This is a genomic window from Bacillus sp. es.036, assembly GCF_002563635.1.
Classification (GTDB): Bacteria; Bacillota; Bacilli; order Bacillales; family Guptibacillaceae; genus Guptibacillus.
Genome location: NZ_PDIZ01000001.1, coordinates 3,625,886 through 3,645,868 on the forward strand (window position 1 = coordinate 3,625,886; position 19,983 = coordinate 3,645,868).

General features: G+C 44.5%; 16 protein-coding genes, 2 tRNA genes, 2 rRNA genes and 1 other RNA gene. 18 read left to right on the top strand and 3 right to left on the bottom strand.

Features of this window, described 5'->3' with window-relative positions; genetic code table 11:
• Positions 1–87 precede the first annotated feature (87 nt).
• Positions 88–756, bottom strand: coding sequence for a deoxynucleoside kinase (locus tag ATG70_RS18180; protein WP_098445640.1), 669 nt, complete (start codon positions 754–756; stop codon positions 88–90).
• A complete protein-coding gene (locus tag ATG70_RS18185) occupies positions 753–1,394 on the bottom strand; it encodes a deoxynucleoside kinase (RefSeq protein ID WP_098445641.1) in 642 nt (213 codons plus the stop codon). Before ATG70_RS18185 ends, ATG70_RS18180 begins: the two co-directional genes overlap by 4 nt.
• Positions 1,395–1,575: 181 nt before the next feature.
• On the opposite strand from ATG70_RS18185, the gene ATG70_RS18190 reads away from it, so the two are divergent.
• The 8 genes from ATG70_RS18190 (at position 1,576) to ATG70_RS18225 (ending at position 9,980) form a co-directional block, all read left to right on the top strand.
• A complete protein-coding gene (locus ATG70_RS18190; protein WP_098445642.1) occupies positions 1,576–2,772 on the top strand; it encodes a cation:proton antiporter in 1,197 nt (398 codons plus the stop codon).
• A 691-nt stretch (positions 2,773–3,463) separates the two neighbouring features.
• Entirely contained in the window at positions 3,464–4,570 is a 1,107-nt protein-coding gene (gene hppD / locus ATG70_RS18195) for a 4-hydroxyphenylpyruvate dioxygenase (RefSeq protein ID WP_257147788.1), read from the top strand.
• Positions 4,571–4,611: 41 nt separating this feature from the next.
• Positions 4,612–5,241 (top strand): flavin reductase family protein, encoded by a 630-nt coding sequence (locus ATG70_RS18200; protein WP_098445644.1) that lies wholly within the window; start codon positions 4,612–4,614, stop codon positions 5,239–5,241.
• Positions 5,242–5,246: 5 nt separating this feature from the next.
• Entirely contained in the window at positions 5,247–6,176 is a 930-nt protein-coding gene (locus ATG70_RS18205; protein ID WP_098445645.1) for a fumarylacetoacetate hydrolase family protein, read from the top strand.
• Positions 6,139–7,296 carry a homogentisate 1,2-dioxygenase gene (locus ATG70_RS18210; RefSeq protein ID WP_373560773.1) on the top strand — a complete coding sequence of 386 codons (1,158 nt, stop codon included), beginning with the start codon at positions 6,139–6,141 and terminating at the stop codon, positions 7,294–7,296. The genes ATG70_RS18205 and ATG70_RS18210 overlap by 38 nt, the downstream gene beginning before the upstream one ends.
• 106 nt (positions 7,297–7,402) lie before the next feature.
• Positions 7,403–7,478 (top strand) — tRNA-Arg (locus ATG70_RS18215).
• Between the two features lie 167 nt (positions 7,479–7,645).
• A complete protein-coding gene (locus tag ATG70_RS18220) occupies positions 7,646–8,911 on the top strand; it encodes a hypothetical protein (RefSeq protein WP_098445647.1) in 1,266 nt (421 codons plus the stop codon).
• Positions 8,912–8,993: 82 nt separating this feature from the next.
• Positions 8,994–9,980, top strand: coding sequence for a hypothetical protein (locus tag ATG70_RS18225; RefSeq protein WP_098445648.1), 987 nt, complete (start codon positions 8,994–8,996; stop codon positions 9,978–9,980).
• A gap of 35 nt (positions 9,981–10,015) precedes the next feature.
• Here the strand turns inward: ATG70_RS18225 and ATG70_RS18230 are convergent, their stop codons facing one another.
• On the bottom strand, positions 10,016–10,639 hold the full coding sequence (locus tag ATG70_RS18230; protein ID WP_098445649.1) for a cysteine hydrolase family protein: 624 nt from the start codon (positions 10,637–10,639) through the stop codon (positions 10,016–10,018).
• An 88-nt stretch (positions 10,640–10,727) separates the two neighbouring features.
• On the opposite strand from ATG70_RS18230, the gene tadA reads away from it, so the two are divergent.
• The 10 genes from tadA to ATG70_RS18280 all read left to right on the top strand — a co-directional run.
• Complete coding sequence (tadA, locus tag ATG70_RS18235; protein WP_098445650.1) at positions 10,728–11,258, top strand: tRNA adenosine(34) deaminase TadA; 531 nt, start codon at positions 10,728–10,730, stop codon at positions 11,256–11,258.
• A 33-nt stretch (positions 11,259–11,291) separates the two neighbouring features.
• A tRNA-Ser gene (locus tag ATG70_RS18240) sits at positions 11,292–11,384 on the top strand.
• 99 nt (positions 11,385–11,483) lie between these two features.
• Positions 11,484–11,750, top strand: an RNA gene (ffs, locus tag ATG70_RS18245) — signal recognition particle sRNA large type.
• A gap of 141 nt (positions 11,751–11,891) precedes the next feature.
• Positions 11,892–13,583, top strand: a complete 1,692-nt coding sequence (gene dnaX / locus ATG70_RS18250; protein WP_098445651.1) for a DNA polymerase III subunit gamma/tau — start codon at positions 11,892–11,894, stop codon at positions 13,581–13,583.
• A 42-nt stretch (positions 13,584–13,625) separates the two neighbouring features.
• Entirely contained in the window at positions 13,626–13,946 is a 321-nt protein-coding gene (locus tag ATG70_RS18255) for a YbaB/EbfC family nucleoid-associated protein (RefSeq protein WP_098445890.1), read from the top strand.
• An 11-nt stretch (positions 13,947–13,957) separates the two neighbouring features.
• Complete coding sequence (gene recR, locus ATG70_RS18260) at positions 13,958–14,554, top strand: recombination mediator RecR (protein ID WP_098445652.1); 597 nt, start codon at positions 13,958–13,960, stop codon at positions 14,552–14,554.
• A 17-nt stretch (positions 14,555–14,571) separates the two neighbouring features.
• On the top strand, positions 14,572–14,787 hold the full coding sequence (locus tag ATG70_RS18265) for a YaaL family protein (protein ID WP_098445653.1): 216 nt from the start codon (positions 14,572–14,574) through the stop codon (positions 14,785–14,787).
• A gap of 75 nt (positions 14,788–14,862) precedes the next feature.
• On the top strand, positions 14,863–15,129 hold the full coding sequence (locus ATG70_RS18270; RefSeq protein WP_098445654.1) for a pro-sigmaK processing inhibitor BofA family protein: 267 nt from the start codon (positions 14,863–14,865) through the stop codon (positions 15,127–15,129).
• A 299-nt stretch (positions 15,130–15,428) separates the two neighbouring features.
• Positions 15,429–16,981, top strand: a 16S ribosomal RNA gene (locus ATG70_RS18275).
• Positions 16,982–17,218: 237 nt separating this feature from the next.
• Positions 17,219–19,983 (top strand): 23S ribosomal RNA (locus ATG70_RS18280); the annotation flags it as partial.

Consider the following 19,983-nt stretch of genomic DNA (forward strand, 5'->3'; position numbering starts at 1 on the left):
ACCGCTGTCATCGCCGACAGCGGTTTTTCTATGTGAAATTATAGTAAGATAAGAAAAAAGCTATCCAATTGGATAGCTTTTTTAAAATTATCGATTTAGTGAAGGGATTTGCTGAAACTTCTGTTCAATACGTTTTAAAATCAGTTCAATAGAAGATGGATCATTTACCAGGTCATATTCATTGATATTCAAGCGAAGAATAGGACAGGCATTGAAGCTGTCGATCCAGTTCGTGTAGCGTTCGTACATTTCTTCCCAATAAGCAGTTGGCGTTTGTTGCTCCATCGGACGGCCTCGCTCTTTAATGCGATCCACGACGTCGTCAAAGGAACCTTCAAGGTAAATCATGAGATCTGGATGTGGGAAGAAAGGCGTCATCACCATTGATTGGAAAAGGTTTGTGTAGGTGTCATAGTCAACACTCGACATCGTCCCTTTTTCATAGTGCATTTTTGCGAAAATGCCTGTATCTTCATAAATAGAACGGTCTTGGACGAAGCCGCCACCATATTCAAACATTCTCTTCTGTTCTTTGAAGCGTTCTGCAAGGAAATAAATTTGCAAATGAAAGCTCCAACGAGAGAAGTCATTGTAGAATTTCTCTAAATATGGATTGTTATCCACTTTTTCAAGAGAAGTTCGAAATTGCAAAGCATTTGCAAGTGAGCTTGTAATCGTTGACTTCCCAACACCTACCGTCCCCGCAATTGTAATGACGGCGTCCTGTGGGATGTTGTATTTTTCTCTGAGGTTCATTTAACAGGGTCTCCTTCTTTCAATGTTTTTTCGAGGGATTGGAAGATGGTGTGCAAATCTTCTTGATTGGACACAAAATCCATCTCATCACCATTGAAACGGAGCACAGGGATATCTGGGTGCTGTGCTTCAAATTCATGCATAAACCGTTCATAATCAGATGAAAGACGTTCAAGGTAAGCAGGATCGATGCTTTTTTCGATTTGTCTGCCTCTTTGAGAAATTCGATTAAGCAGCGTTTCAAGGCTAGCATTTAAATAAATAATGACGTTTGGTTCAGGCATTCCCTCGGTTATAATGTCATAGATCTTCATATATTTAGAAAAGTGTTGGTCACTAAGTGTTTGTTGCGCAAAAATCTTATTTTTAAAAATATGGTAATCAGAAATAACTGGAAGCTTCTTTGATAAATGATGCTTCTCCATTTCTTCTAATTGCTTGTATCGATGGCTGAGAAAAAACATCTCGGTTTGGAAGCTCCACTCTTCAATGTTGTCGTAAAACTTCCCGAGAAACGGATTCTCTTCTACGATTTCTTGAAAAAGTTCAAATTGATAATGAGCAGCAATGGCTCGAGATAGGGAGGTCTTTCCAACTCCGATGGGGCCTTCGACGGCAATAAATGGGGTCTGATTCATTACGTATCCTCCTCCGTCGTTTCCTATAGCAGACCTTACATATCTTTTAATAGACAAAGATTATTGTAGCATACACCAAGATTGGTTGACAGGGTTAAAACCGGCAAGATAAAGGTAAAAATAGCCTCTCTGTTTGATGCTAAAATCGTTTGGGAAAATAGGAAATAAAAGGAGTGAGTTGATGAGCTCGAATCAAATCATAATTCTACTTTTTATCGGTTATTTAGTCTACACAATTGATAACAAACAAAAAAACTTCCCTGCCCCTCTCGTTTTATTGCTGATCGGAATCGGTCTTTCTTTTCTTCCATTCTTCAGTTCGGTACATATCACGAAAGACATTATCTTTGAATGGTTTCTTCCGGCCTTACTTTTTATTTCCGCTTATCAATTTCCATTTGCTCATCTTAAAAAGCACGCTGGCATTATCGCGGCATTAAGTACACTAGGCTTATTATTTAGTGCTCTTCTACTTGGAGGCTTACTTTATGTTTTAAGCGGACCATTCCTTTCCCTTTCGTTTGTAGGGGCGCTATTAATTGCTTCTATACTAACGCCTACCGATCCGGTGTCTGTGGTCTCCATCTTAAAACAGGCATCAAAAGATCCGAAAATAGCTGATGTAGTTGAAGGGGAATCAATGGTGAACGATGGCACCAGTATCGTGCTTTTCACTGTGTTTGCGGGCATGTACCTTGGTGATGAGAGCTTTTCCATTAATTCTTTTCTTTATGACTTTGCTCTTGTGTCAATTGGAGGAATTGCGATTGGGGCCATATTTAGTTGGATCGTGTGTCGTGCCATTTCGTTCACTCATCAGCGGCAATATCAGGTGATGTTAAGTATCGTTCTCGCTTATGGTAGTTTTTATGTGGCAGAAAACCTTGGTGTATCAGGTGTTCTCTCCGTCGTTGCAGCGGGAATTATGCTTTCATATGAACTGGACGGTTATATTAAAGAATCTCATTATCGAGAATACCTCAATAGCTTCTGGGAAGTCGTAGAGCCGAGTATTCTTGCCTTAATTTTTCTACTAATTGGTATTGAAACGACCAACTATCTAGACTTCAATCATTGGCTCTTTGTTGGGCTCGTTTTTCTCGCTTCGATTATTGTGAGGTTCTTTGTCCTTGCTGGAATTATCAAATCGTTCTCAGCGTGGCGAAGTGAATTTAATTGGAAAGACATCTCCCTTGTTACTTGGTCTGGCATTCGTGGAACGATGTCAGTGGCGCTTCTTTTAAGTTTGGAATCGGAATATGGCTCAGGTGATAGTACGCTCATCTCGCTCACTTTTGGTGCCGTGCTGTTATCACTTATTTTTCAAAGCGTAACAATCTATCCCATGTCTAGCTATTTTGAGAAAAAGGCGAGATAAGTGCTGAGTGGTAATCATTTTCAGTCTTGTGACGTTCTATAAAGCGAAACATAGCCTTTCTGAGCTTGATCGGGACTCGATTAGGGGGAATTCCGCGATATTTCCGTTTTTTCCGCGAAAAGCTCATTTATTTCCGCGATATTCAGGATATATCCGCGAAAATAGGATTAATTCCGCGAACGAGCGGAAGGGCTCTGTTCCTAAACCCTCGTCTCCGCTTTTCGTGTCTAGCTGCAGAGGGCAAGTCCTCGAGTCGCTTCAGCATTCCATCCGAACACAAAGAACGTGTTCATATGGAATGCTTCCGGCGCTTGTCGGACTTAAACGCCCACTTCCGCTTTTCGTGTCTAACTGCGCGGGCCAAATCCTCCGGCTGTTTCGCCCATTCGAATGAGACAAAAAGCGTCTCAATCTCATTGGCTCCAACATCCTACGGATTTAAACGGGCCCGCTCCGCTTTTCGTTGATCCAGCTGCAGGGCCCAGCCTCTCGATCGCTTCACCCTATAAAATGAACACAAAAACCGTGTTCTTTTTATAGGGTTCCAGCGCTTGTCGAGGCTAAACGGGCGCTTCCGCTTTTCGTTTAATGCGTTACGGCTTTAGCAGATGTTCTTGAAAGGAAATGGAAAAAGCTATACGTTTAAGCTGAGTGACAAACTATTTTTGGAGGGATGATTGTGCAGGAGCAAATGTTGAATCAAAATCAACAGGAAACGGCTGATTTTTTCCCGGTACGTGACGTCGATTATTTGGAGATTTATGTTGGAAATGCGAAACAGGCGAGTCATTATTTTTGTAAGGCGTTTGGATTTAAGCCCGTTGCTTATTCAGGACTTGAGACAGGGGATCGTGAAAAGGTTTCTTACGTATTGCAACAGAATAATATCCGCCTCGTTTTATCAGGTGCACTGTCGAATGATCATCCAATTACAGAGTTTGTTAAATTGCACGGGGATGGCGTGAAAGATATTGCTCTTACTGTAGAAAATGTTGATAGCGCTTACAAAGAAGCTGCTGAGCGAGGTGCGATTGAGCTAAGCCCACCTAAAGAATACAAAGATGAGAACGGTGTTGTAAAAATGGCCGTTATCGGCACGTATGGTGATACGATTCATACGTTAGTTGAACGTAAAAACTACTCGGGACTTTTTCTACCCGGATACAAAAAGTTTGAAGGAACAATTCCGTCGAAGGAAACAGGCTTGCTCGGCATTGACCACTGCGTTGGAAACGTAGAATCAATGGAAGAGTGGGTTTCTTATTACGAGAATGTGATGGGCTTTAAGCAAATGATACATTTCGATGATGAAGACATTAGCACGGAGTATTCTGCTTTAATGTCGAAAGTGATGCACAACGGGGGACGCATTAAATTCCCGATTAATGAGCCTGCAAATGGGAAAAGGAAATCGCAAATTCAAGAGTACCTTGATTATTACAATGGTCCTGGCGTTCAGCATATTGCCGTCTTAACGAATGATATTGTTGATACCGTTGCAAAACTTCGTGATGGTGGTGTTGAGTTTCTTGAAACGCCAGATGATTATTATGATGTGCTCACTGAGCGAGTAGGTGAGATTGATGAAGAGATTAGTAAGCTTCGTGAATTAAAAATCCTGGTTGATCGTGATGATGAAGGGTATTTGTTGCAAATTTTCACAAAGCCTGTTGTCGATCGACCAACCTTATTTATTGAGATTATTCAACGTAAAGGTGCAAAAGGGTTTGGGGAAGGTAACTTCAAAGCATTATTCCAGGCGATTGAGAGAGAGCAGGAACGAAGAGGCAACTTATAGAAGTTAGCTTCAACCTACTATAAGAAGGAGTTGCCTCACTCATGAAAGTTCAACCCCATACATTAGCCTGGAAAGAGGCTTATAAATTATTAATTGGATCTGTCCTTCCTCGTCCAATTGCTTTCGTCTCCACGATAAATAAAGTGGGCGAAGTAAACCTGGCGCCTTTTAGCTTTTTTACGGGCATTTGCGCTGATCCTATGATGGTTTGTTTTGCGCCAATGCGAAAAGCGGGGGAAGGCGATAAAAAGGATACGCTTTTAAACATAGAAGAGTCGAGGGAATTTGTGATTAATATCGTTGGTGAAAAAATTGCTGAGCAAATGAACGAGTGCGCAACACCGTTTCCAAAAGGAACAGATGAGTTTCTTGAATCTGGGCTTACAAAAGCTAACAGCGAGCTGGTTGGCCCTCCGAGAGTGGAAGAGAGTGACGTGCAGCTCGAATGTGTTCTTGATCAGATCGTGGAGTTCGGTGACCATGAAGGATCAGGTAGCCTCGTTATTGGCAAAGTAGTGATGGTGCACGTACGTGATGCATTATATCGGGATGGGAAGATAGATACTGCGATGCTCCAGCCGGTAGGACGACTTGCTGGCCAAGAGTATACGAGAGCGGTAGCGGATACCTTTACATTAATTCGCAAAACATCTCCTGATGGAAAGAGCTGAGGCGATTGAAGTTCGTTACTTTCGAAGTAGATGGGAAAAGACAGGCGGGTATTTACAAAGATTCACGTATTATCGGATTGCACGACGCTTCTAACGGAATTATTCCAGCAGATCTTATGAGGATCATTATCGATTATCCTCAGTACCAACCGCTCATTGAGCAATGCCGCAATGGAGATTACGTGCTAGAGGATATCACGCTATATGCGCCTCTTCCTCGTCCAACGAGCATCAGAGATTTCTACGCCTTTGAAGAGCATGTGGTCACTGCAAGGGGGAAGAGAGGACTTGATGTTGTGCCTGAGTGGTACGAGATTCCAGTTTTCTATTTTTCAAATCATCTTGCTGTGAAAGGTCCAGAAGATGTTATCCTACGTCCCAAAGCATGTGAAAAGTTAGACTATGAACTAGAAATTGCCTGCGTCATTGGGAAAGAAGGGCGCAATATTAAAGCAAGTCAGGCGAAAGACTACATTTTCGGTTTTATGATCATGAATGACTGGAGCGCACGTGACCTGCAAGCACAAGAAATGAAGGTAGGCTTAGGACCTGCAAAAGGAAAAGATTTTGCTACTTCTTTCGGTCCGTTTCTTGTTACGGCTGATGAGTTCTCTCTTGACCAAGGAAAGCTTGATTTGCATATGGAAGCGTTCGTCAATGGCGAGCGTTATTCCTCGGGAAATGCGAAAGAGATGTATTATTCCTTTGCTGAGCTCATCGAACAGGCTTCTCGTAATGTGACCTTATATCCTGGTGAAGTAATCGGCTCAGGTACGGTTGGCAGCGGATGTATTCTTGAACAATCGGGACGTGAATTCCTTATGCCTGGTGACAGAGTTGATTTGTCTATTGCTCATCTAGGAACACTTTCAAATGTTGTTGGAGAGGAGGATGAACATGGTTTACTATCGGACGATGGGGGAGATACCGTCTAAACGTCACACAACTTTTAAAAGAGCAGACGGTTCCTTATACCGGGAACAAGTGATGGGGACAAAGGGGTTTTCAGGAATCCAATCGATTTTGTACCATCACCATTTTCCAACAGCAGTAACGGAAGCAACTTTTATAAAAAAGACAACACCTGAGTATGAGGAAGAATCTGCGCTACGTCATCGTCATTTCCGAACGGCACATTACGACAAAAAGGGCGATGCAGTTGTCGAGCGGTGTTATTTCCTGGGGAATGAGGATGTGATCCTAGGTGTCGTAAACCCAACAGAGCCGATGGACTATTTTTATCGAAATGGTGACGGAGATGAGCTTTTCTTTATCCACCATGGGTCAGGTAGAATTGAGTCGATGTTTGGGGAGCTCTCTTATAAGCCGGGCGACTATATTGTCATACCGATTGGAACGATATACCGGGTTATCCCAGAAGGAAATGACAATCGTTGGCTCGTTATAGAAGCAAATAGCGCGATTACGACACCAAGAAGATACCGAAATGAATACGGTCAGCTGATGGAACACAGTCCTTTCTGCGAACGTGACATTGATGGTCCTGAACGCCTTCTATCGCATGATAAAAAAGGTTCGTATGAAGTAGTGACGAAAACACGGGGGGGATTGCATCGTCATATGTTCGATCATCATCCGCTCGATGTTGTTGGCTGGGATGGCTATCTCTATCCATGGAAGTTCAACATTAATGATTTTGAGCCAATTACAGGGCGAGTGCATCAGCCTCCGCCAGTCCATCAAACCTTTGAAGGGCATAATTTTGTTGTCTGCTCCTTCGTACCAAGGCTTTATGACTATCATCCAGATGCTATTCCAGCACCATATTTTCATAGCAATGTTGATAGTGATGAAGTGCTTTACTATGTAGAAGGCAACTTCATGAGCCGAAAAGGCATCGAGGAAGCTTCGATTACGCTTCATCCTTCAGGCATTCCACACGGGCCGCATCCGGGGAAAATTGAGGCAAGCATCGGCAAAAAAGAAACGCTCGAGCTTGCCGTAATGATCGATACGTTCCGACCGCTCAAAGTCATCGAACAGGTGCAGCAGTATGAAGATGAAAATTATATGAAGAGCTGGGTTACGGAATAACTAATTGGGGAAATGTACGGACATCGCGCGGTCTATCGATCGCGCGATAATTATTTTGCACGATGCTTTTGCTTTATAAGATTTTGCTGTATAATGTTAGTCATTCGGCCCCGTAGCTCAGGGGATAGAGCAACGGTTTCCTAAACCGCAGGTCGGAGGTTCGATTCCTCTCGGGGCCACCATTTAAATCCTTATAAGATAAGGGTTTTTTATTTTGTCTTTCTTACCCTCAATTTCCTTCATTCATCTTTCTCTTACCACTTTACGATATGCACAATTACATAAAAGGAAACAATGCCATGGATAGCGAAAGAGTAACGAACGATTCAGCCGAAATGAGTGAATTGGTATGGGGAAGCGTAAATGGTTTGCGCTCATTGTTCTTTTAGGAGCGGCATTTATTACGTTTACAGTCATTGGAAAGGACAAGAGTGTTTCCGATGACGTTTTAACTGTGGAAAAGGTTCAGGACATTGTTCCTTATTTTATAAAGACAACTCCTGGGCTTGAACTCGCGATTCAGTATGGAGACTATCAATCAGTAAACGATATGCCAATGCCAGATGATTTTAAAATAAACTTGGATGGCGTTTGGTATTCTCGACATAACGTCTATGTTTTCTATCATGTTGATGTGTCGAATAGTGAGTTTGTACTAACAAGAAATAGAGAAGATCTTCCGAAAATCGATCAGCTTGTGATGGACGATCCTTCTGGTGAAGCATCTGTATTGGAACTCGTTGAAACAGAAGAAGGTGTTCTATTTGAAGATTACTACTATATGAAGGGAACGTTTCAATCTGTCGCTCATTCTGAGACGAACGAACCACTTCGAAATTGGAACGGAGCACTTACAACGATCGTAAGTGGAAATCGTTCAGCTAAGGTTAACGTACCTGTATCTTATGAATATGAAAAAGAAGCAAAGACTACGAAACGAATTAATGAAACAAAGAGATTTGACGAAACGACAGTATCGGTTTCTCGCTGGGAGGAGATGGCTTCTGAGAGTCGGCTCATAGTAGATATCGATTCTCCTTTTTCGACAATTCCTCATATGGAATTGATGATTTCCGCCAAGGAGGAAGAGATAGCACCGTTATTAGTGGAGGAGCTGAGCGGTGGGCAATACTCAGCCTCTTTTCTAGCTGGAACGAAGCTACCTGAAGCCATTCACCTCGATGGGCTGATTGGCAACTTTTCAAAGGAAGTAAGTTTTGACGTTGATCCGAATCAGTATGAAATCTATAAGCAGATTAAAGAATCAACTTACACACATCAGTTAGATGAGCTGATTGTATCGATTTATGGATCTGATGTGGTTAAAGATACACTCTTTTATAACGAGGACGGTGTCACTTTTAACTTACTGGTGAATTCAGTTGTTTCTGAAGCGCCTTACTTAAATATGAAGTATAAAAAACAGATCAAAATCGAAGCGATGAATGAAAAGGGAGAAATTCGCAATCCAAACTTACTTGATAGTGAGAAAGATCGAATCGTATTCATGATTGATCGTGGTTTCTATGAAAGGTCCGAAAGCATTGAAGTTAATATCACAAAACTACCTGTGTATGTGAAAACAGACTGGATGATTAATGCTTATCCTGAGTAGGATACATTGTTAAAAAATGCAAGCTAAAGCGACCTAAAGGTGATATGATAGAAGTAGTTTGGAGAGTTGGGAGGATTTTAAGTTGGACGATTGGAAAGGGACATTGGCTGAATTATTTCGTGCCGTTGGGATCAATCTTAAATCAGAGCTTTCTCCCGTGGTTGATGGTTTACAATCCGTAATCGCAGATAATCCGTGGGGACAGCTTTTCTTATTATTACTTATCCTTCTCATCGCTGCTCAGGGTATGAGTGCGATTGCTCGGCAATATGACCGTGCTTTTAGGCAAACGATTGAGCGGAAGATGGAAACTAATTCACATCTACATAATTTTTTTAAAGGGTTCTTGCATCATAAACGTTCGGAAGGGTGGATGAATGATGCGGCCTGGCAACAAAAAGAGCTGCAGCGTTTTGACTTATATGAGCTTGAATGGTTAAAAGCAGAGCTTGCGACAGCAGAAAATGACTTTCGTGATTACCGTCCTCAAACTTTTCTAGCAGGCATTCTGTTTTCGATAGCCGTTCTTTTTCTAATTTGGTACTATGACTGGACGATTTTTGAAAAAGACATTCTAACCATTTTGCTACCTGTTCTTATTGTCACTTGGTGTATGGGGCTTGTTTTCTATAAAGTGGGGATTAAGAAACGCTTCTATCAATCTTTAAATACAAGTGTCCAATTGGCGATTTCGACGAAAAAGGTTCAGGATGTGATGATGTATATTGATTCTGATCTAAAGCGATATAAAACAGAGCGTGTGACAACTGACGGAGGGTATTACGAAGTTGTTCGTTGCATGACCTGTCTTTACCATTCAAAGTATCTTGAAGAAGTGCGCTTCCAGATCAATGACACAACCCTTACCTTTACAGCAAAAGAGCGTGTGATTGAAGTAACTGTGAATAGCGGGTACGGCCATTCATTCTTAATTGATCGTCTTGAGTTTAGAGATGGCTACTGTCAAAGCCTTCGTAAAGGCAGCAAGCTTTTCGATGATAAGTTAATGGTCACTTATTTAAACGCTGCCTTTGAGCAAAGGCCTGCTTACTTTCAAACAAGCTCTTAATGATTGCCCTCTCTTCTCAAGAAGAGGGGCTTTTTTTAACCTTCATAAGCTGTTGTTGTTTTTCGTTGGTTCGCTTTTTCAATAAGCTTGTCTAGTTTTAATTCACTTGAAGCCTGGGTGTTTGCTTTTAAGTTTCCTTCCATTAAGCGAAGGGCATAGTCATTATCTTCTTTGACATTAGACGCACAGCAATCTGATGGAATATAAAGATCATATTCTCTCATGTATGCATCGTTTGCAGTAAATAGCACACAAATGTTTCCTGCAAAACCAGTTAGAATGAGAGTGTTAACGTTTAAATACTTCAGTAGTGTTGAAAGTGGTGTTGAAAAAAAGCCAGAGTGCTTTGGCTTAACGACTGTATAATCATCATCTTCTGGCTCAAGACGATCAACAAGGTGTTGTCCATTTGCCTCGGCGGCATAGTTAATCACCTTTTTGAAATCAGATTGCCATAAACCATAATTATCATTAACATAGATCACAGGCATTCCTTTTGATTTTGCCTGTTCTTTTAAAGATTTAATATTATCGGCTGTTTCCTCTGTGTATCTTGCTAGAAGTTCAGCATCTTCAAAATCCATCGTGTTGATCACATCGATTAATAAAAGTGCAGCGGAAGTGTCTTGATGGCTATGTTCGATATGTTCTTTACCCATGTGAACTCCTCTCCTTTAAATAAATTGGAATAATATGTAGTTTACCCAAACTGTTCTTAGATAAAACGACTATAAAGGAGTGAATGGAATGCAGGATCACCTTGAAAAAGATGAGTATTTTATGCGACTAGCAATAGCCGAAGCTGACAAGGCTTCTGCTATTGGAGAAGTGCCAATTGGCGCAGTGATTGTAAAAGATGATGAAGTGATTGCGTCAGCGTATAACCTTAGGGAAACAGAACAACGATCTGTAGCGCATGCTGAGCTGCTTGCCATTGATGAGGCTTGTCGTAAAGTGGGATCCTGGCGATTAACCGGCTGCACGCTCTATGTTACGCTTGAGCCATGTGCGATGTGTAGTGGCGCCATTGTTTTATCGAGAGTGGAGCGAGTAGTGTATGGGGCAACGGATCCGAAAGGCGGTTGTGCTGGTACGCTAATGAATCTTCTTGATGATAGCCGTTTTAATCATCAAGCTGATGTCACGGCTGGTGTATGTGAAGGGGAATGTGGAACGATGTTATCGACATTTTTTCGCAGTTTACGATTAAAACAAAAAGAAGAAAAGCGGCGTAAGAAGGAGCTATTATCATTCATTGAAAATCCTGAAGAGACATGATATAGTCTTTTTGTCAGCGAGACAACGATTGATGGAGGCGTACCCAAGTCTGGCTGAAGGGGGCTGACTCGAAATCAGTTAGGACGTTCACGCGTCGCGGGGGTTCAAATCCTCTCGCCTCCGCCATTTACATTTAATGGAGTATTTGGCCTGTTGCTAAAATGGTCGAAATGCGATATACTTTATCTTGCACCATTCGAGTGCACAACATTATTATCAAATTTGCCGTGCTAGGTGGGGAATTAGCGGTGCCCTGTACTCGCAATCCGCTATAGCGAGACTGAATCCCTTCCCGAGGTTTAGCCACTGCAGGGTCTGACCTGAATAAGTGGTGTTGACATTCGGGTCCTGCGCAACAGAGTCCTATGAATCCTGTCAGGTCCGGAAGGAAGCAGCAGTAAGTAGGTACCCTCTGTGTGCCGCGGGAGTGCCCGGATCGAGCTAACTGTTCAGGTAACGCCTGTGGTGGCTTTATCGAAGGAAGGTGCACGGTTTACTTAATTTAAATGCTCAAACTCACTCTTTTAAAAGGGTGAGTTTTTTAGTATCGTTTTGGTAGGATTGTCTTTTGAATTAAAGGCGATGAAACGGTATAATAGAAACGTATGAAGAGGTTAGGAGGAGAGTAGGCGAATGAGTTATCAAGCGCTATACCGCGTTTGGCGACCGCAAACGTTTGAAGATGTGGTTGGTCAAAAGCATGTTACAAGAACAATTCAGAACGCACTCATGCAGCAAAAAATCTCTCACGCCTATTTGTTTACAGGACCTCGAGGAACGGGAAAAACGAGTGCTGCCAAAATTATTGCGAAGGCGATTAACTGTGAGAAGGCACCAGTAGCTGAACCGTGCAATGAATGTTCAGCGTGTCTTGGCATCACTGATGGATCAATTTCTGATGTCATAGAAATTGATGCGGCTTCTAATACAGGGGTCGACGACATTCGTGATATTCGCGATAAAGTGAAGTATGCACCAAGTTCTGTTTCTTATAAGGTGTATATCATAGATGAAGTTCACATGCTTTCAACAGGAGCGTTCAATGCTCTTCTTAAAACATTAGAAGAACCTCCAAAGCATGTGGTGTTTATCCTTGCAACGACGGAGCCTCACAAAATCCCATTAACAATCATTTCAAGGTGTCAGCGTTTTGATATGAGAAGGATTACAGCGCAGGACATTGTGGGACGGTTACAAACCATTATTCATGCGCAGGATATTGAGGTAGAAGAAGATGCTCTTTATCAAGTCGCTCGAGCGGCAGATGGCGGAATGCGAGATGCTTTAAGTATTCTTGATCAGGCAATCTCATATAGTGAGGCGGAAGTTGTATTAGATGATGTGCTTGCTGTAACAGGAAGCGTGTCTCAAAAAATGATTTCAAAAATCGCATTGGCTTTCCATCATAAAGATGTGGCGGAAGCATTGAATGCAGTGGAAGAATTAATGGATCACGGGAAAGATGCTGCACGTTTCCTTGAAGATCTGATCTATTACTATCGTGATTTATTACTTTATCAAACGGCCCCTCAGCTTGAAGAGGTTGTTGAACGAGTGAAAATCGATGAAACGTTCCAGCAGTTAGGTGACCAATCCGCGAAAGATTGGATCTACAAGGTCATCGAGACGTTGAATCGTAGTCAGCAAGAGATGAAGTGGACAAACCATCCACGAATTTTCCTTGAATTAGCTCTCGTTCAAATTTGTCAGGATGAAACCAGTAGTCAGAATCAGCCTGCTCAAGATCAGAGCGAATTACTTGAACGTATTCAGAAGCTTGAGGGTGAACTGAAGACACTGAAAGAGCAAGGTGTTACGGTTAAACAAGAAGAGACAAGTGAACCGAAACAGAAGAAACAATTTAAACCTTCCAGACAGAAATCTGGTGTATCTCATGGTAGAATAAAAGAGATGCTGAAGAAAGCGACCAAGCAGGATTTAATGAAAGTAAAAAGTGTTTGGGGCGAAGTGATGGAGAACGTCCGTCAGGAAAAAGTCTCTGCTCACGCCTGGTTAAAGGATAGCGAGCCAGTTGCAGCTACCGATAATTCCTTCTTGCTATCTTTCCAGTACGATATGCACTGCCAGATGGCAACGAAAGAAAACATTCGTGGTACGCTTGAACAAGTACTTTCACGGACGATTGGCAAACAGCTTGAAATGGTTGCAATAGTCGAAACAGAGTGGAAGGAGATCCGCGCTGAGTTCTTGAAGACAAGAGATGAACCAGAACCCGACGAAAATGGCGGGGAGCCAGCAGAAGATCCATTAATTGCTGAAGCAAGACGCCTTGTAGGCGATGATTTATTAGATATTCAAACTTAAAAATGAACGATAACTAAGGAGGAATTTTTTATGAAACGTGGTATGGGTGGCGGAGGAAACATGAATAACATGATGAAGCAAATGCAGAAGATGCAGAAGGATATGGCAAAGGCACAAGAAGAACTGAAAGACAAAGTCGTTGAAGGTTCAGCTGGCGGCGGCATGGTTCTTGTTAAAGCGAATGGCCATAAAGAAATTCTTGAAGTTATTGTAAAAGAAGAAGTTGTAGATCCAGATGACATCGATATGCTTCAGGACCTTGTTCTTGCTGCAACGAATGATGCGCTACGTAATGTAGACGAATTGGTTAACAAAGACATGGGTAAATTTACGCAAGGGCTTAATATGCCAGGAATGTTTTAGGGGGAACGCAGGTGCATTATCCTGAACCAATCTCAAAACTGATCGACAGTTTTATGAAGTTGCCGGGAATCGGACCAAAAACGGCGGTCCGCCTGGCTTTTTTCGTTCTTGAAATGAATGATGATGACGTACTTGATTTCGGAAAGGCGCTAGTCAATGCGAAGCGTCAGCTAACGTATTGCTCTGTTTGTAATCACATTACTGATACGGATCCGTGTCGAATCTGTTCAGACACTCATCGAGATGAAACCGTTATTTGCGTCGTTCAAGATGCGAAAGATGTCATCGCCGTTGAGAAAATGAAAGACTATACGGGCCTTTATCACGTGCTTCATGGTGCTATTTCTCCTGTTGAAGGAATTGGTCCGGAGGATATTAAAGTGCCAGAGCTTTTGAAACGTCTACAGGATGATAAGGTGACGGAAATCATTCTTGCCACAGATCCTACAATTGAAGGGGAAGCAACAGCTATGTATATTGCTCGTCTTGTGAAACCGACAGGGATTCGGATTACTCGTATTGCTCACGGCCTTCCTGTAGGTGGCGATCTTGAATATGCTGATGAGGTCACCCTTTCTAAAGCAATGGAAGGTCGTCGTGAATTGTAGCGTCAGGAGGAAACAAAATGTTCTTCAAACGTAGAGGCTATTTACGCAAGGAAGCTGATGAGCGTTTGATTCAGACGCTATATGAATTAAAAGAAGTATGGAACAAACAGAAAGAAATTGTAGAGCGTAGCGTAGAACCCTCTGGAGCGGTTCTTGCTAAGCTGAAAGTCGATGAAGCGAAATACTTCTTTCTATTAAAAGAAGCGAAACGAAGAAAGATAAGAATGGGATAGTTCAAACTTCCCGTTCTTTTTTATTTGGACAGACATATGATTTAGTAATTCTGAGAAAAAGAGCGGAGGCCCATTATGGATCCAAAACTCATTATTGGCTTATTTGTCCTAAGTATTGTTTTGCTTCTTTTCGTAGGGGCACCACTGAAACCGTTGCGTTGGATCGGACAGGGGTTAATCAAGCTTGCCATCGGAGCGTTACTACTCTTCTTTCTAAATACGTTCGGAAGTCCTTTTGATTTACATGTTCCTATTAATCCAGGAACTGCTGTCGTTACCGGATTCTTAGGTATTCCTGGCCTTGTAGCACTTGCTGCCATACAGCTTATTATCATAGGGTAAAAGAAAAGGATCCTATCATGAAAGGGTCCTTTTTGTTTTTCTGAAATAATTTTAAAAAAGGGGGTTGCATACCAGAGATAACCCTGATATAGTTATATAGGTCGCCGCAACAACGCGGTTGACGCAAAAAACAATTTCAAAAAATTTGTTGACGCGAACTAAGTTAATATGGTATATTAATAAAGTCGCTGAAAACGACATTGAAAGAAACGAATTGCTCTTTGAAAACTGAACGAAACGCCATGTAAGTAGTTGTTTCTACGGAAACAAAAATTGTTTTAAAAGCTAGATTGAGCTTTCTATCGGAGAGTTTGATCCTGGCTCAGGACGAACGCTGGCGGCGTGCCTAATACATGCAAGTCGAGCGAAGAGATGGGAGCTTGCTCCCTGATCTTAGCGGCGGACGGGTGAGTAACACGTGGGCAACCTGCCCTGCAGACTGGGATAACTCCGGGAAACCGGAGCTAATACCGGGTAATACATCGCACCGCATGGTGCAATGTTGAAAGTTGGCTTTCTGAGCTAACACTGCAGGATGGGCCCGCGGCGCATTAGCTAGTTGGTAAGGTAATGGCTTACCAAGGCGACGATGCGTAGCCGACCTGAGAGGGTGATCGGCCACACTGGGACTGAGACACGGCCCAGACTCCTACGGGAGGCAGCAGTAGGGAATCTTCCGCAATGGACGAAAGTCTGACGGAGCAACGCCGCGTGAGTGACGAAGGCCTTCGGGTCGTAAAGCTCTGTTGTTAGGGAAGAACAAGTACCGTTCGAATAGGGCGGTACCTTGACGGTACCTAACCAGAAAGCCACGGCTAACTACGTGCCAGCAGCCGCGGTAATACGTAGGTGGCAAGCGTTGTCCGGAATTATTGGGCGTAAAGCGCGCGCAGGCGGTCTTTTAAGTCTGATGTGAAAGCCCACGGCTCAACCGTGGAGGGTCATTGGAAACTGGAGGACTTGAGTGCAGAAGAGGAGAGTGGAATTCCACGTGTAGCGGTGAAATGCGTAGATATGTGGAGGAACACCAGTGGCGAAGGCGGCTCTCTGGTCTGTAACTGACGCTGAGGCGCGAAAGCGTGGGGAGCAAACAGGATTAGATACCCTGGTAGTCCACGCCGTAAACGATGAGTGCTAGGTGTTGGGGGGTTCCACCCTCAGTGCTGAAGTTAACACATTAAGCACTCCGCCTGGGGAGTACGACCGCAAGGTTGAAACTCAAAGGAATTGACGGGGGCCCGCACAAGCAGTGGAGCATGTGGTTTAATTCGAAGCAACGCGAAGAACCTTACCAGGTCTTGACATCCTCTGACAATCCTGGAGACAGGACGTTCCCCTTCGGGGGACAGAGTGACAGGTGGTGCATGGTTGTCGTCAGCTCGTGTCGTGAGATGTTGGGTTAAGTCCCGCAACGAGCGCAACCCTTGATCTTAGTTGCCAGCATTTAGTTGGGCACTCTAAGGTGACTGCCGGTGACAAACCGGAGGAAGGTGGGGATGACGTCAAATCATCATGCCCCTTATGACCTGGGCTACACACGTGCTACAATGGACGGTACAAAGGGCAGCAACACCGCGAGGTGAAGCAAATCCCATAAAGCCGTTCTCAGTTCGGATTGCAGGCTGCAACTCGCCTGCATGAAGCCGGAATTGCTAGTAATCGCGGATCAGCATGCCGCGGTGAATACGTTCCCGGGCCTTGTACACACCGCCCGTCACACCACGAGAGTTTGTAACACCCGAAGTCGGTGGGGTAACCTTTATGGAGCCAGCCGCCGAAGGTGGGACAAATGATTGGGGTGAAGTCGTAACAAGGTAGCCGTATCGGAAGGTGCGGCTGGATCACCTCCTTTCTATGGAGAATTACGAAGGTAACTTACGTTACCAACCTTACATGAGCGTTTCGTTTAGTTTTGAAAGAATGATTTATTCTTTCAAAATAGGTGAAGTGATGAAGCTTACGCTGATTCAAGTAGTAGCCTTGTTCCTTGAAAACTAGATAGCATAAACAACGACATCCAATAATTATTTTTTATGCAAGAACTTAGTAATAACTGATGCGTTATGGCAGCAATGCCTAACAAATCGAAGGTTAAGCTACTAAGGGCGCACGGTGGATGCCTTGGCACTAGAAGCCTAAGAAGGACGGGACGAACACCGATATGCTTCGGGGAGCTGTAAGTACGCTTTGATCCGGAGATTTCCGAATGGGGGAACCCACCATCTTTAATAGGATGGTATCCATTTCTGAATACATAGGGAATGGAAGGCAGACCCGGGGAACTGAAACATCTCATTACCCGGAGGAAGAGAAAGCAAATGCGATTTCCTGAGTAGCGGCGAGCGAAACGGAATCAGCCCAAACCAGAGGGCTTGCCCTCTGGGGTTGTAGGACGTCTCTTTGGAGTTACAAAGGCACGGATAGACGAAGCGACCTGGAAAGGTCCATCAGAGAAGGTAACAATCCTGTAGTCAAAATCCGCTGCCCTCCGAGACGGATCCTGAGTACGGCGGGACACGTGAAACCCCGTCGGAATCTGGGAGGACCATCTCCCAAGGCTAAATACTCTCTAGTGACCGATAGTGAACCAGTACCGTGAGGGAAAGGTGAAAAGCACCCCGGAAGGGGAGTGAAAGAGAACCTGAAACCGTGTGCCTACAACTAGTTGGAGCCCGTTAATGGGTGACAGCGTGCCTTTTGTAGAATGAACCGGCGAGTTACGATCCCGTGCAAGGTTAAGCTGATAAGGCGGAGCCGCAGCGAAAGCGAGTCTGAATAGGGCGAAATAGTACGTGGTCGTAGACCCGAAACCAGGTGATCTACCCATGTCCAGGGTGAAGTTCAGGTAACACTGAATGGAGGCCCGAACCCACGCATGTTGAAAAATGCGGGGATGAGGTGTGGGTAGCGGTGAAATGCCAATCGAACCTGGAGATAGCTGGTTCTCTCCGAAATAGCTTTAGGGCTAGCCTCGCGGCAAGAATCTTGGAGGTAGAGCACTGATTGGACTAGGGGTCCTTACCGGATTACCGAATCCAGTCAAACTCCGAATGCCAACGATTTATCCGCGGGAGTCAGACTGCGAGTGATAAGATCCGTAGTCGAGAGGGAAACAGCCCAGACCACCAGCTAAGGTCCCAAAGTATACGTTAAGTGGAAAAGGATGTGGCGTTGCTTAGACAACCAGGATGTTGGCTTAGAAGCAGCCATCATTTAAAGAGTGCGTAATAGCTCACTGGTCGAGTGACGCTGCGCCGAAAATGTACCGGGGCTAAACGTATCACCGAAGCTGTGGATTGTCTTACGACAATGGTAGGAGAGCGTTCTAAGGGCTGTGAAGTCAGACCGAAAGGACTGGTGGAGCGCTTAGAAGTGAGAATGCCGGTATGAGTAGCGAAAGACAAGTGAGAATCTTGTCCGTCGAAAGCCCAAGGTTTCCTGAGGAAGGCTCGTCCGCTCAGGGTTAGTCGGGACCTAAGCCGAGGCCGAAAGGCGTAGGCGATGGATAACAGGTTGATATTCCTGTACCACCTCCTTTCCGTTTGAACGACGGGGGGACGCAGAAAGATAGGGAGAGCGCGCTGCTGGAAATGCGCGTCCAAGCGATTAGGCTGGTGAATAGGTAAATCCGTTCACCGTGAAGGCTGAGTCGTGATGGCGAGGGAAATTTAGTACCGAAGTCCTTGATTCTACGCTGCCAAGAAAAGCCTCTAGTGAGGAAAGAGGTGCCCGTACCGCAAACCGACACAGGTAGGCGAGGAGAGAATCCTAAGACGATCGGGAGAACTCTCGTTAAGGAACTCGGCAAAATGACCCCGTAACTTCGGGAGAAGGGGTGCTTCCTCGGGTTAATAGCCCAGGGGAGCCGCAGTGAAAAGATCCAAGCGACTGTTTAGCAAAACACAGGTCTCTGCAAAGCCGTAAGGCGAAGTATAGGGGCTGACACCTGCCCGGTGCTGGAAGGTTAAGAGGAGGGGTTATCCCTTACGGGAGAAGCTCTGAATCGAAGCCCCAGTAAACGGCGGCCGTAACTATAACGGTCCTAAGGTAGCGAAATTCCTTGTCGGGTAAGTTCCGACCCGCACGAAAGGTGCAACGACTTGGATACTGTCTCAACGAGAGACCCGGTGAAATTATAGTACCTGTGAAGATGCAGGTTACCCGCGACAGGACGGAAAGACCCCATGGAGCTTTACTGTAGCCTGATATTGGATTTTGGTACAGCTTGTACAGGATAGGTAGGAGCCATAGAAGTCGGACCGCCAGGTTCGATGGAGGCGTCGGTGGGATACTACCCTGGCTGTACTGACATTCTAACCCAGCACCGTGATCCGGTGCGGAGACAGTGTCAGGTGGGCAGTTTGACTGGGGCGGTCGCCTCCTAAAGTGTAACGGAGGCGCCCAAAGGTTCCCTCAGAATGGTTGGAAATCATTCGCAGAGTGTAAAGGCACAAGGGAGCTTGACTGCGAGACCTACAAGTCGAGCAGGGACGAAAGTCGGGCTTAGTGATCCGGTGGTTCCGCATGGAAGGGCCATCGCTCAACGGATAAAAGCTACCCTGGGGATAACAGGCTTATCTCCCCCAAGAGTCCCACATCGACGGGGAGGTTTGGCACCTCGATGTCGGCTCATCGCATCCTGGGGCTGAAGTAGGGTCCCAAGGGTTGGGCTGTTCGCCCATTAAAGCGGTACGCGAGCTGGGTTCAGAACGTCGTGAGACAGTTCGGTCCCTATCCGTCGCGGGCGCAGGAAATTTGAGAGGAGCTGTCCTTAGTACGAGAGGACCGGGATGGACACACCGCTGGTGTAACCAGTTGTTCCGCCAGGAGCTAGCTGGGTAGCTACGTGTGGAA